Raw genomic sequence first — 11,860 nt, forward strand, 5'->3', positions numbered from 1 at the left:
GTGCGGCCAGGGTGGGTCAAATGCAGTTGGTCGGGCAGCTTGAAAATTTGCCAAATACCAGCTCGGAAAATCCCGTGTGTCGGTCAAGACACATGCGTCTATTTACCTTGACCGGTAACGATAGGCCGGTGGGCCCAATCACAGTAAACCACCTCTGGCTGCATACGTCAGAACCCTGTGAGCAGTCCCGTTGCAAAAACCGCCCGTCACCTTGCAGCAAACCCCACGACCATGAAGCGGCCAGCGCAGCGGCGCGAGCGCCAACCGCAGGCGCCCCAGCTTCACCCGCCCTGCAGCATCCAGCGCGCTGCTTTCTCCGCCACCATCAGCGTGGGGCTGTTGGTGTTGCCGCTGGTGATGGTGGGCATGGCGCCCGCATCCACCACGCGCAAGCCGGCCACGCCGCGCACGCGCAGGTGGCTGTCCAGCACGGCCAGCGGGTTGTCGGCGCGGCCCATCTGGGTGGTGCCCACGGGGTGGAAGATGGTGCTGGCGATGTCGCCGGCCAGGCGGGCCAGTTCTTCGTCGGTCTGGAACTGCACGCCGGGCTTGAATTCTTCGGGCCGGTAGCGGGCCAGCGCCGGTTGCGCCACGATGCGCCGGGTGACGCGCAGGCTGTCGGCGGCCACTTGCCGGTCTTCGGGGGTGCTGAGGTAGTGGGGTGCAATGGCGGGCGCGTCTTGCGGGCGCGGGCTGGTGATGTGCACATGGCCCCGGCTGGTGGGGTTGAGGTTGCACACGCTGGCGGTGAACGCGGGGAAGCTGTGCAGCGGCTCGCCAAAGGCGTCCAGGCTGAGCGGCTGCACGTGGTATTCGATGTTGGGCCAGGGCTGGGCCGGGTCGCTGCGGGTGAAGGCGCCGAGCTGGCTGGGCGCCATGCTCATGGGGCCGGTGCGCTTCAGGGCGTATTCGAGCCCAATTTTGGCCTTGCCCCAGAGCGAGCTGGCCAGGGTGTTGAGCGTGGTGGCGCCCTGCACCTTGAACACGGTGCGGATTTGCAGGTGGTCTTGCAAATTGGCGCCCACGCCGGGCAGCTCGTGCTGCACCGCAATGCCGTGGCGCTGCAGCAATGCCGCCGGGCCGATGCCCGAGAGCTGCAAAATCTGCGGCGAATTGATGCTGCCCGCGCTCAACACCACCTCGCGCGCCGCGCGCACGTGCACCACCTGGCCTTCGCGCAGCAGTTCGGCCCCGATGCAACGCAGTTCGCCGCTGGCCGTGCGTTCCAGCATCAGGCGCTGCACCTGGGTTTGTGTCCACACGGTCAGGTTGCGGCGCCGCTGCGCCGGGCGCAAAAAGGCTTTGGACGCGTTCCAGCGCCAGCCGGCTTTTTGGTTGACCTCAAAGTAGCCCACGCCTTCGTTGTTGCCGGTGTTGAAGTCGGTGCTGGCGGGTATGCCGGCGTGCTGGGCGGCCTGCGCAAAGGCGTCGAGCAGGTCCCAGCGCAGGCGCTGTTTTTCAATGCGCCATTCGCCGGTGCTGCCGCGGTTTTTGTGGCCGTGCAGGGCGACAAACGCGGGGTCGATGGCGGGGTCGTTGTGCAGGTCCAGGCGGTGGTGGTCTTCGTGCGCCATGAAGTCGGGCAAGCAGCGGTCCCAGCGCCAGTCGTCGTCGCCGGTGCGTTGCGCCCACTGGTCGTAGTCGCGCGCCTGGCCGCGCATGTAGATCATGCCGTTGATGCTGGAGCAGCCGCCCAGGGTTTTGCCGCGCGGGTAGCGCAGGCGGCGGCCATTGAGCCCGGGGTCGGGCTCGGTTTGGTACAACCAGTCGGTGCGCGGGTTGCCAATGCAATACAGGTAGCCCACGGGAATATGAATCCAGTGGTAGTCGTCTTTGCGGCCGGCTTCCACCAGCAGCACGCGCATACCCGGGTGGGCGCTGAGCCGGTTGGCCAGCAGGCAACCGGCGGTGCCGGCGCCGATGACGATGAAGTCGAAGGTGGTGTCGCTCATGGGCGTGCTCCTGTTCGGTGGATCTGCGGATACATCAAGGATCAAGGGGTGGGGGTTCGTCATCGGGCAAGGCGAAGTCGCCACGGTGGTAGGCCGCCACCACCGCTTCGGCCTCGGCCAGGCGGTGCGCGGGCACCATCACGCGCACCGGGATGGCGCTGGCCAGCAGCGAGTGGGTTTGCACCAGATGGGCGTCGGCCACCACCGCCGGCACGCCGCCGGCTTGCAGGCAGCCGCGCAGCACATAGGCTTCGGTGGGGCTGAAAAAGGTCACCAGCGTCTGCCAGTCGCCTTGGTCCGGGTCGTAGGGGCTGTCGCCGTGCATGGGTCTCCGATCGTTATTTGTCTGCCTCATGGTCTTGCGCCATTGACGGGTGCAGTGTGAAAGAGTTTTAACCAAAAATCCAATGAGATCGGACCGCGCTCGGCATAAGCCGGGCAAATAATGGCCGCCATGACGAAGCCCGAATCCCAGCGCCCCCACCCGCCCAGGCAAGCCACACGAAGCGCTGCCCTGCCCACGGTGGAGCCGCAAACCCTGCGCGCCTTTGCCGCCGTGGCGCGCGAAGGTCATGTGTCGCGCGCCGCCCAGCGCCTGCACCTGAGCCAGCCGGCGGTGAGTCTGCAGCTCAAAACCCTGGCCGAGGCCACCGGGCTGCAGCTGTTTGCCCGCACGCCACAGGGCATGGCACTCACCCGCGACGGCGCCGCCCTGCTGCCGCTGGCCGACAAGGCGCTGGCCGACTTTGGCCAGGCCGCTGCCGCGCTGCACACCACGGTGCGCGGCACGCTGCGCATCGGCACCATTCTCGACCCCGAGTTCACCCGCCTGGGCGCTTTTTTGAAGCAGCTGGTGGAAACCAGTCCGCAGGTGGGCACCGAGCTGAGCCAGAGCATGAGCGGCGATGTGCTGGCGCGCCTGGGGCGGCGCGAACTGGACGTGGGCTTTTTTCTGGATCTGCCGCACGACCCGCTGGACGCCACCTACCGCCTGCGCCCGCTCACCCGCTTCACCTACTGCGTGCTGGCCCCGGCGGGTTGGGGGCCGCAGGTGCGCGGCAAAGACTGGAAGGCGCTCGCCGCCCTGCCCTGGCTGGCCACCCCGCCCGCCAGCGCGCACCACCGGCTGCAGCGCCGCGTGTTCGGCCCCGGCTCCCTCACCGGGCTGGAGCCCCGGCGCGTGGCGCTGGTGGACCAGGAAGCTTCGATGCTGGACCTGGTGAAAAGCGGGGTGGGCCTGAGCCTGGTGCGCGACTCGATTGCCATGCGCGAAGCGCAGGCGCGCGGCCTGGTGGTGGCCGACCAGGTGGCGCTGGAATGTGACCTGAGCTTCATCTGCCTGGCCGAGCGTGCCGGCGAACCGGTGCTGGCCAGCGCCTGGGCCGCGCTGGAAGCGGTGTGGGGCTGAGGAACTTCGATATCCAGACGGTGGTTCTGCTGGGCAGGCCCACCTTACCCGGCGCGCTCTTTCTCAGCGTTTTCTGGCGGCGACTGCCGGACCCACACCACCCGGTTGCGACCGCCTTGTTTGGCGGCGTACAAAGCCGCATCGGCGCAGGCCAGCATCGCGTCTACCCCATGCACAGAGCCCGCCTGCGATGGAACACCACCGATGCTCACCGTGATGGCGATGCGGGTGGTGCCGAACAGGGCGGGCGAGGCTTCCACCGCAGCGCGCAGGCGTTCTGCCATCATCGCGCCGCCGTCTTCCGACGTTTGTGGCAGCAAGATGGAGAACTCCTCGCCACCCAAACGGCCCAGCAGATCGGTACCGCGCAGATGGCTCTGGATGGTGGCCACAAAGTGCCTGAGCACCTCGTCACCGGCGGCATGGCCGTAGGTGTCGTTGACCCGCTTGAAGTGGTCAATGTCCGCGCTCAGTACACAGAAATCCACCCCATAGCGGCTGGATCGGTGGAACTCCTGGTTCAGCGCGTGCATGAAATGGCGCCGGTTGGCGCAACCGGTCAAGGCATCGGTGTTGGCCTGGTGGGCAAGAACCTGGTTGAGGGTCTGCAGGGCAATCTGCTGTTGCTGCGTGGTGATCACGTACTGCGCTGCACCGGCGGCCAGGGCTGCGCTGAGCCACACCATCGCGCCGACCAGGCCAAACCACCACAGCTGATCGCGCTCGCTGCGGGCCAACAAGGCACCCAGGTCTCGCAGCACGTAAACACGCAGGGCGCCGTCGCTGGTGGGGTGGTTTCCCATGACGTGTGGCCGCCCGAGGTAGTGCCATTGGGCCCGCGACGGCGACCCGTCCGCCGCTGTGGGGATCAGGTCCACGGCCTCGAACTGTTGGCGCCTGTAGCGCAGATCCCGCTTCCCGGCCGGAAGGGCGCCGACGGTGGCGCCCGGCATGGTTCGCATCAGGAGCGCAGGGTCATGGGCCAGCACGACCACGCCCAGGTCGTCCGTGACCACGGCGTTCAGTTCCTTAATATCAATGACAGGGCTGAGTTTGGACACGGCAAGCCCCGCACCGACGATGCCGACAAACTGGCCATCAACCAACACCGGGGAGGAAAAAAACAAGCCATACAGGTTGCTCACCCGCCCCACCGCAAATTGGTGCCCGTCCAGGCCCTGCTGAGCGGCTTTGAAATAGGCACGGTCTGCGTAGTTGGTTCCTGTGAAGGGGTGAATATCCGGGATGTGGCCTTCCATCACGGTATCGCCAGCGGCGTTGGTGACCCACAGCATGGTGAGGCCAAACTTTTCCACCGTCTGCGCCAAGCCCCGGGCCAAGGGCTGAAGCACCGGATCTGCGCGCCACCGGTCACCGCGTTCTTGCAACGGCAAAGGGGATGGCTGGACGTGGGGACCGAACCGACCCAACACGGCCTGAATGGTTTGGTACTGGGCCAGCGTCGAGGCGATGCTGCGCGCCTGCACCAACCGCTGGCTCAGGTTGGCGCTGGCGAGCTCCGCCTTTGCCTGGGCCTGCGCTTGCTCCCGTTCAATGAGCTGCGCCAGACGCGCCTCGGCAAACTGCACCGAACCCACCCAGGCCAGAGCGCAAGCGGCCATGCTGCCCACCAGCAGCAGCCACAGAATCGGGCGGATCCCAAAGCGAATGATCAGAGGCGTCATGTGGCAGCCGGTGGGAACGCTGCGCGCGCCACGCAGCGTTCAAAGGCAGACAAGTCTGGGGCACACGTGCACCGTGTGGCTCGGTTGTTTTGCTGCACAGATTCACGCTGCAGAGTAATGAAATGATATTACAGCGGACGGCGGTCTTGTTCCGGTGCCCGGCTACCGCCTTCACCTCCGCGCCTTCACCACCGCCCCTTCACCCGTTCTCAGCCTCTCAGGCCAGCGCCATGGGTTCGCTGGCAGACGCCGATGAGGTGGTGGCCACGCTGCGGGTGGTGGCTGTGTGTGATCCGCATCGCACCGGTGCTGGTGGACGGGGCGCTCGGTGGGCGACGTGGTACACCACGCCAGCACATGATGGCAGGCACACAAGAAAACCACCGGGCGCGCGGCCTGGTGCTCCCCTGGTGCCTGGCGGTCCGATCAGCGCGCCACGGTGCGGCCGCTGTCGTCCGAGAGCACGATCTCGACGCGGCGGTTCATCTGGCGGCCGGCGGCGCTGGCGTTGCTGCTGACGGGCGAGGACTCGCCGTAGCCGCGGGCGGTCACGCGGGCGCTGTCAATGCCCTGGCGCAGCAGCGCGGTGCGCACGGCGTCGGCGCGCTGGCCCGACAACACCAGGTTGTGGCTGTCGGCGCCGGTGCTGTCGGTGAAGCCTTCCACCAACACGTTGCGCTGCGGGAACTCGTTGAGCACCGCCACCAGTTGGTCCACCTTGCGCAGGCCACCGGGCTTGAGTTCGGCGCGGTTCACGTCGAACAGCACATCGCCCAGCGTGACCACCAGACCGCGCGGGGTCTGCTGGGCGTTGAGTTCTTTCAGCTGGGTTTCGAGCTGGCGGTTGCGCTCCATGGCCAGTTGGGTTTGTTGCTGGGCCTGTGCCGATTCGCTGCGCGCCAGCTCGGTGCTGCGCTGGGCTGCGGCCGCGTTGCGTTCGGCGGTGGCCGCTTGCACTTCGGCGGCGGTGGCGGCCTGCTGGGCCGCGCTGGCGCTGCGCTGCGCGGCATCGGCCTGCTGGGTGCGGGCCTGCAGCTGCACCTGGGTGCGGTCGGCGCCGGCGCTGGCCACCATGGCTTCGGCGGTTTTCATGTTCATGGTTTCGCGCACGATGGCCACCCGCTGGGACGCCAGGTAGGCCAGGTGGTTCACCCGGGCTTCGTCTTCATCGCGGCCCCAGGCGGCGTTGGCCTGGCTCATGGCATCGCTGGCCAGTTTCATGTCGGTGCCAGCGTGGCTCTGCGCACGCGGGTCGGCCTGCACGGCGCGGTAGTCGGTGCGCGCCTGTTCCAGCTGGGCGTTGCCCTTGGGCACGCTGCTGCAGCCGGCCAACACGGCCAGGGCCACGGCAGACAAGGCGATCAAATGGGATGTTTTCATGGGACGTTTCTTTCAGAAGAGGGGGCTGGGCGGTGTGGCGGGTGAACGGCCCTTCACTGGGCGGCGCGTTCCATTTCCTGGCGCAGCACCCGGTTGCCTTCGCGCAGCTCGGTGGCGGCTTGGGCGGCCTGCGCGTTGCGGGCCTTGGCTTCGGCCAGACGGGCATCGACCAGGGCGGCCTCGGCCAGCATCTGGGCACGTTCGTATTTTTCTTCCACCATGGAGGCGTTGGCGCGGGCCAGCTTGTCGCGGGCCAGGGCCATTTCGGCGGGTGCCAGCGCCACGGCGCCGGCCCGTTCGGCGCTGGCCACGGCGGCGGTGGTGACCGCCATTTGTTCGGTGGGCGCGGGCAGGCTGGCACAACCCATTTGCAGCGCTGCGGCCACCAGCACCACCAGGGACAACCCCGGCAGGGTGTGGCGGGCGGCAGCGGGCAGCGTGGCAGGGCGGGCGGCGGGCTTGAAAGAGGCGTTCATCGTGGGGGCTCCGTGGCCATCAATAAGGGGGATGGGTTTCGGTTGCGGATGGCCCGCAGCGTCAAGGAAACCCACCCGCGGAGCTTGCGCGCTTGCGGCCTGGGCGTCGGTGCTCTGGCGCACATAGAGCGCCTGTCGGGCCGGACAATCGTTGGCGGCACAGCGGTTGCACGGGCGCGCGGTCCGGCACGCCCTGCGGTGGTTCGGGCCGTGGGCGGGTGGGGTTCAGCCCCGCAGCCAGCGGCTGGCCGCGGTCCGGAACACGCCGTCCCAGACCCGGGTGGTCACGCCGTAGCCGCTCACGGGGTACACATGGTGGTGCTGGGCGTGCCAGCGTTTGCGCTGGCGCAGCCAGGCGGTGTCCAGCGTCCAGTGGTGGATGGCGTGGTGCACCGTGGAATACAACAGGTAGCCCACCAGCAGCCCCAGCGTGAACGCGGCCGCCGGCCACGGGCCCAGTGCCCAGCGAGCGGGCAGGTACACCCCGCACAGGAAGAGCGTGGCGCTCACCAGCGTGGGCGTGCTGATCAGGGCCTCGGGGCGGCGGTGGTGCTCCTGGTGCCAGCGGTTGAAGGGCGGCAGCCCGTGCAGCACAAAGCGGTGCAGCGCGTATTCAAGCGCCGTCCAGGCCAGCAGCCCCCACAGCGCCCAGGCCGCCAACGGCCCCCAGGCGCCCACCGGCGCCCGCACCCCCAGGTAGGCCAGCAACGCCAGGCAGGCGGCGCCGTAGAGCACAAAGTCCAGGACATAGGCCAACGGGCTGTGCTCGGTGTTCAACAGTTTCATACGCTCCCTTGAATGGGCCGGGCCAGCCGCCCCAAGCGGCCAACGGGTACGCCCGGTCTGCCCAACGACCCATCGTGACGGGTGGTGTTGCCAGGGTCTGTGCGCTGGCCCACGGTGCGCGTTCGATAGCGCACAGACGCCCGACAGGGCTTGGCCTACAAAGGGCTGTGGCGGGCGTTTTCTGCCCACCCCAACCAAAGGATTCACATGAACTGGGACACCATTCAAGGCAACTGGAAGCAACTGACCGGCCAGGCCAAGCAGCAGTGGGGCAAGCTGACCGACGACGACCTGGAAGTGGTGGCGGGCCACCGCGAACAGCTCGCCGGCAAGATCCAGGAGCGCTACGGCATTGCCAAAGACGAAGCCGAGAAGCAGCTCAAGGCGTGGGAAGACCGCGCCGACGACAGCTGGCTGAAATAAGCCACCGTTCGACCGCTGAAGACGGCAAGGCCCTGGGTGGGCAACCCCCCAGGGCCTTGCCATGTGGGTCGGGTGCGTCGCGGCGCTGGGCCGATCAGAACGTTCTCAGCCTCTCAGCCTCTCAACCTCTCAGTGCCGGTGCGCCGTCAATTCGGCGTGAATCTGTTTGTCCGCCACGTAGCAGCTGCAGGCCTCGGCCTCCAGGGCGGTGCGGTTGAGCACCGTCACCTCACCGCGGTGGTATTCGATCAGGCCGCTGTCCTGAAACCCGCCGGCCGCCATGGTGATGCCCACGCGGCGCACCCCCAGCATCAGCGCGATGAACTCCTGGGTGACGTGGAAGGTGTCGGACTGCGCGCGGTCCTGGCTCATGAGCAGCCAGCGCGCCAGGCGCGGGCCGATCGGGTGAAAGCGCTCGCACGCCGACGCCAGCGCTTGCTGGTGCAAGCGCACCAGCAAGCTGGCCTGCACCACGTCCAGCAACGCGGGCATGTCCGCCAGACTGTTGCGCAGCGCCTCGGCACCGATGCGCCAGCCGCTGCCCGCCCCCTGCACCAGCGCCCGCCAGGGCGTTTTGGCCAGCCCCAGCACCAACTCGGAACCCAGCATCGACTCGCGCCCGACCATGCCCACCTCCAGCGGCGGGTGGCTGTCCACATCGATCACCAGCGAAATAAAGCCCGTGCGGGGAAAGCAGGCGTGGGTCAGCGGCTGGCCGCGCACGCTGAGTTCGGCGGACAGCACCAGGTCAAAGGGTTCGCAGCGGTCCAGAAAACGGCGGCGCACCTCCACGGGCAGCTGCTGGATGAGGCGGTTTTCGGCGGAAGCCATGTGGGGGTGTCTCGGTGAATACGAAGGGCCAAGAACTCCACAGCACCCAGACCGAAGCGGGCCACAGGCGCCATAGAGGCTGAAAAACATGATGGCCTGTTTGGGTCTGCCCGACCGTCTGCCAGCGCACATGGGGAGCGGCTGCAGCCTGAGCGCCACATGTTCGTCAGCGCACGGACGCCTGCATGCCTCAGGCCTAAAACCCATAGGTGCATTTCGCGCAAAGCGTCTCCCCCTCAGAAAACCCGAAAGACCGTCATGAAAAACCATTCGCTTCCCCGCCCCACCCTGCGCCCCACCATCGGGCTGCTGTGCCTGGCCGGCCTGGGCACCTTTCTCGCTGTGCCCGCCTTGGCGCAGGACACCAGCCACTACTACGGTGGTGTGTCCGTGGGCCAGTCCAAAACCCAGACCGATGCGGCGGGTCTGACCTCGGGCCTGCTGCCGGGCGTGGGTGTGCTCAACAGCACGACGGACGAAAAAGACACGGCCTACAAGCTGTTTGGCGGCTACCAGTTCAACCGCAACATCGCGCTCGAAGGTGGTTATTTCGACCTGGGCAAAAACAGCTTCAACGCCAACACCGTGCCCGCCGGCACACTGGCCGGCGAGTCCCGGGTGCACGGCCTGAACCTGGACCTGGTGGGCACCCTGCCCTTCACCGAGCGCTTCTCGGCCCTGGCCCGCGTGGGTGTGCAACACGCCTGGAGCAAAAGCACCGCCAGCGGCACCGGCGCCGGCGCACTGGTGGCACCGAACAGCAAACACAACGACAGCGGCGCGAAGGTGGGCTTCGGCTTGCAATACGAAATGAGCCCGGCGGTGTGGATTCGCGGTGAGGTCGAGCGCTACCGCATCAAGAACGCGGTGGGCCAGCGCAACAACGTGGACGTGGCCACCCTGAGCCTGGTGTTCCCGTTTGGCCGGGCCCCGGTGCAGCGTGTGGCCGCAGCACCGGCCTATGTGGCACCGGCACCCGCTTATGTGGCGCCCGCACCGGTGTATGTGACACCGGCACCGCAGGTGGTGATCGTGACGCCGCCACCCGCACCGGTGGTGGTCACACCGGCGCCCCAGCGCGTGAACTTCTCGGCCGACACGCTGTTTGGTTTTGACACCGCCAACGTGCGCCCCGAAGGCCGCGCCGCGCTGGACAAGTTCAGCAACCAACTGGCCGGCACCCGGTACGACACGATCACGGTGGAAGGCCACACCGACCGCAAGGGTTCGGCCGCCTACAACCAGACGCTGTCCACCGAGCGCGCCGAATCGGTCAAGGCCTACCTGGTGAACAGCGGCCGGCTGGACCCGGCCAGGATCAGCGCCGTGGGCAAAGGGGAAAGCATGCCCATCACGACCGCGGCCGACTGCTCGGACAAGCTGCCGCGCGCGCAGCTGATCGCCTGCCTGCAGCCCGACCGCCGGGTGGACGTGGAAGTGACCGGCACCCGCTGACCCAGGCGCTCAGCCTCTCAGCCCCTGCACAGGGGCTGTGGCCAGCCCGAAGCGGCCAGCCCGGTTGAACCAACGGGGTGGGTCGCGCGGCGCAGCACCGGGGTCTGCGCCTGTTGTTCCCGGCGCCACTGCGCCATGTGCCGGCCCAGCGCGAGCGTGTCCAGCCCGGCCAGGCGCACCGCCAGAAACAGGCCGCCCGGGGCAGCGTTCATCCACGGCACCACGCAGCCGTCCATGTCGGCCACCAGGGCGTCGCAAGCCCGGTCGCCGGGGGGCATTTCGTCGAGCTGGGCGATCAGGCTGCGCAGCTGGGCATGGTCGCAAAAATCCGCCGGTGTCGGCGGGTTGTCGCGCAGCACCTGCCACGCGGCGGGGTAAAAAAAGCGTTCTTCCAGGTGCGCGAGCAGGGTGAGCGCGTCGCACAGGCTGTCGAGCAATGCCGCCCGGTCTGCGGCCCGTTCGTCCACCAGACGCACCCGCTCGTATTGGCGCAGCAGCGCACGCACGCGCCCATGCTCCAGCAACAACTGGTCGAGCGCGTCGCGTGCGCGAGGAAGGCACTTGGGACGCATACCGGCACCCAGGGGTTCAAACCGCCTGCGTGGGGGGCAACAAGCGGTCGTACTCGCTCTTCACCACCTGGTAGCACTCGCAGGTGCGCTGCTCCAGGCCCGGCCGGTCCAACACCTTGATGTGGCCGCGTGCGTAGCGGATGAGCCCGGCCTTTTGCAGGCTCAGCGCGGCCTCGGTCACGCCTTCGCGGCGCACACCGAGCATGTTGGCGATCAGCTCCTGCGTCATGACCAGGTTGTCGCCCGGCAGACGGTCCAGGCTCAGCAACAGCCAGCGGCAGAGCTGCTGGTCCAGCGAATGGTGGCGGTTGCACACCGCCGTTTGCGACATCTGCGTGATGAGCGCCTGGGTGTAGCGCAGCAGCAGGTGCATGACCGGGCTGGAGCGGCCGAACTCGTCTTTCATGGCGCCCGCGCGCAAGCGCAGGGCTTTGCCGGCGCTTTGCACCACCGCCCGGCTGGGGGTGGAGCCGCCGCCCATGAAGATGGAAATGCCCACAATGCCCTCGTGGCCCACCACGGCGATTTCGGCCGACGCACCGTTTTCCAGCACGTACAGCAGCGACACGATGGCGGTGGTGGGAAAGTACACGGCGCTCATCTGGGAACCCGATTCGTACAGCACCATGCCCAGCGGCAGGTCCACGGGTTCCAGCTGCGGTTGCCAGCGCAGCCATTCGGCGTCGGGCAGGACGTCCAACAACTGGTTCCCGCGTGTCGGGTGGGCGGCGGCGGCGGTCATCGGCGGTCCTTCATAGGTCGTGTGTATTGGAGATTGCAGGGCAAAGCCTTATGGTAATTTGTGAATTTTTTCACGCAGAGGCGCCTGCGTCTGTACGGTATCGCACCAACGTCGGTCCCGGTCGGCCCACCCAGCAGCGTGGGTGGGCGC

The 11,860-nt window shown here is 67.6% G+C and carries 12 protein-coding genes; 3 read left to right on the plus strand and 9 right to left on the minus strand.

All coding sequences use genetic code 11. From position 1 onward, the window contains the following. Positions 1-281 precede the first annotated feature (281 nt). On the minus strand, positions 282-1,952 hold the full coding sequence (locus Q7J58_RS04525; protein ID WP_304824041.1) for a GMC family oxidoreductase N-terminal domain-containing protein: 1,671 nt from the start codon (positions 1,950-1,952) through the stop codon (positions 282-284). Between the two features lie 34 nt (positions 1,953-1,986). Continuing rightward, positions 1,987-2,277 (minus strand): DUF2007 domain-containing protein, encoded by a 291-nt coding sequence (locus tag Q7J58_RS04530; RefSeq protein WP_304824043.1) that lies wholly within the window; start codon positions 2,275-2,277, stop codon positions 1,987-1,989. Positions 2,278-2,475: 198 nt separating this feature from the next. Here Q7J58_RS04530 and Q7J58_RS04535 point away from each other — a divergent pair, with 198 nt between their 5' ends. Continuing rightward, positions 2,476-3,360: a LysR family transcriptional regulator gene (locus Q7J58_RS04535; RefSeq protein WP_304824425.1), complete on the plus strand. Its 885-nt coding sequence runs from the start codon at positions 2,476-2,478 to the stop codon at positions 3,358-3,360. 44 nt (positions 3,361-3,404) lie between these two features. Here the strand turns inward: Q7J58_RS04535 and Q7J58_RS04540 are convergent, their stop codons facing one another. From Q7J58_RS04540 to Q7J58_RS04555, 4 genes are all read right to left on the minus strand, one after another. Beyond that, complete coding sequence (locus tag Q7J58_RS04540; RefSeq protein WP_304824046.1) at positions 3,405-5,045, minus strand: diguanylate cyclase; 1,641 nt, start codon at positions 5,043-5,045, stop codon at positions 3,405-3,407. A 426-nt stretch (positions 5,046-5,471) separates the two neighbouring features. Continuing rightward, the gene (locus Q7J58_RS04545; protein WP_304824048.1) at positions 5,472-6,425 is read right to left on the minus strand and encodes an OmpA family protein; all 954 of its coding nucleotides are present in this window, start codon (positions 6,423-6,425) and stop codon (positions 5,472-5,474) included. Between the two features lie 53 nt (positions 6,426-6,478). After that, positions 6,479-6,901, minus strand: coding sequence for a DUF4398 domain-containing protein (locus Q7J58_RS04550; RefSeq protein ID WP_304824051.1), 423 nt, complete (start codon positions 6,899-6,901; stop codon positions 6,479-6,481). Between the two features lie 225 nt (positions 6,902-7,126). After that, on the minus strand, positions 7,127-7,687 hold the full coding sequence (locus Q7J58_RS04555; RefSeq protein ID WP_304824054.1) for a sterol desaturase family protein: 561 nt from the start codon (positions 7,685-7,687) through the stop codon (positions 7,127-7,129). A 207-nt stretch (positions 7,688-7,894) separates the two neighbouring features. Between Q7J58_RS04555 and Q7J58_RS04560 the strand changes: the two genes are divergently transcribed. Continuing rightward, positions 7,895-8,110 carry a CsbD family protein gene (locus Q7J58_RS04560; RefSeq protein ID WP_304824056.1) on the plus strand — a complete coding sequence of 72 codons (216 nt, stop codon included), beginning with the start codon at positions 7,895-7,897 and terminating at the stop codon, positions 8,108-8,110. A 129-nt stretch (positions 8,111-8,239) separates the two neighbouring features. On the opposite strand, the gene Q7J58_RS04565 is transcribed toward Q7J58_RS04560, so the two are convergent. Beyond that, the gene (locus Q7J58_RS04565; protein ID WP_304824058.1) at positions 8,240-8,941 is read right to left on the minus strand and encodes a Crp/Fnr family transcriptional regulator; all 702 of its coding nucleotides are present in this window, start codon (positions 8,939-8,941) and stop codon (positions 8,240-8,242) included. 258 nt (positions 8,942-9,199) lie between these two features. Between Q7J58_RS04565 and Q7J58_RS04570 the strand changes: the two genes are divergently transcribed. Then, a complete protein-coding gene (locus Q7J58_RS04570; RefSeq protein WP_304824061.1) occupies positions 9,200-10,396 on the plus strand; it encodes an OmpA family protein in 1,197 nt (398 codons plus the stop codon). A gap of 17 nt (positions 10,397-10,413) precedes the next feature. On the opposite strand, the gene Q7J58_RS04575 is transcribed toward Q7J58_RS04570, so the two are convergent. Together Q7J58_RS04575 and Q7J58_RS04580 are read right to left on the minus strand one after the other, a co-directional pair. Next, complete coding sequence (locus Q7J58_RS04575) at positions 10,414-10,968, minus strand: hemerythrin domain-containing protein (RefSeq protein WP_304824064.1); 555 nt, start codon at positions 10,966-10,968, stop codon at positions 10,414-10,416. A 16-nt stretch (positions 10,969-10,984) separates the two neighbouring features. Beyond that, on the minus strand, positions 10,985-11,710 hold the full coding sequence (locus Q7J58_RS04580; protein WP_304824068.1) for a Crp/Fnr family transcriptional regulator: 726 nt from the start codon (positions 11,708-11,710) through the stop codon (positions 10,985-10,987). Between the last annotated feature and the right edge of the window lie 150 nt (positions 11,711-11,860).

It is taken from the genome of Hydrogenophaga sp. (assembly GCF_030656115.1).
Taxonomy (GTDB): domain Bacteria; phylum Pseudomonadota; class Gammaproteobacteria; order Burkholderiales; family Burkholderiaceae_C; genus Hydrogenophaga.

Bases quoted from the DNA above. Each gene is read 5' to 3' on its own strand.
- Q7J58_RS04570 (WP_304824061.1), top strand. From the start codon at position 9,200: ATGAAAAACCATTCGCTTCCCCGCCCCACCCTGCGCCCCACCATCGGG.
- Q7J58_RS04560 (WP_304824056.1), top strand. From the start codon at position 7,895: ATGAACTGGGACACCATTCAAGGCAACTGGAAGCAACTGACCGGCCAG.
- Q7J58_RS04545 (WP_304824048.1), bottom strand. From the start codon at position 6,425: ATGAAAACATCCCATTTGATCGCCTTGTCTGCCGTGGCCCTGGCCGTG.
- Q7J58_RS04555 (WP_304824054.1), bottom strand. From the start codon at position 7,687: ATGAAACTGTTGAACACCGAGCACAGCCCGTTGGCCTATGTCCTGGAC.
- Q7J58_RS04565 (WP_304824058.1), bottom strand. From the start codon at position 8,941: ATGGCTTCCGCCGAAAACCGCCTCATCCAGCAGCTGCCCGTGGAGGTG.
- Q7J58_RS04530 (WP_304824043.1), bottom strand. From the start codon at position 2,277: ATGCACGGCGACAGCCCCTACGACCCGGACCAAGGCGACTGGCAGACG.
- Q7J58_RS04580 (WP_304824068.1), bottom strand. From the start codon at position 11,710: ATGACCGCCGCCGCCGCCCACCCGACACGCGGGAACCAGTTGTTGGAC.
- Q7J58_RS04575 (WP_304824064.1), bottom strand. From the start codon at position 10,968: ATGCGTCCCAAGTGCCTTCCTCGCGCACGCGACGCGCTCGACCAGTTG.
- Q7J58_RS04550 (WP_304824051.1), bottom strand. From the start codon at position 6,901: ATGAACGCCTCTTTCAAGCCCGCCGCCCGCCCTGCCACGCTGCCCGCT.
- Q7J58_RS04525 (WP_304824041.1), bottom strand. From the start codon at position 1,952: ATGAGCGACACCACCTTCGACTTCATCGTCATCGGCGCCGGCACCGCC.
- Q7J58_RS04540 (WP_304824046.1), bottom strand. From the start codon at position 5,045: ATGACGCCTCTGATCATTCGCTTTGGGATCCGCCCGATTCTGTGGCTG.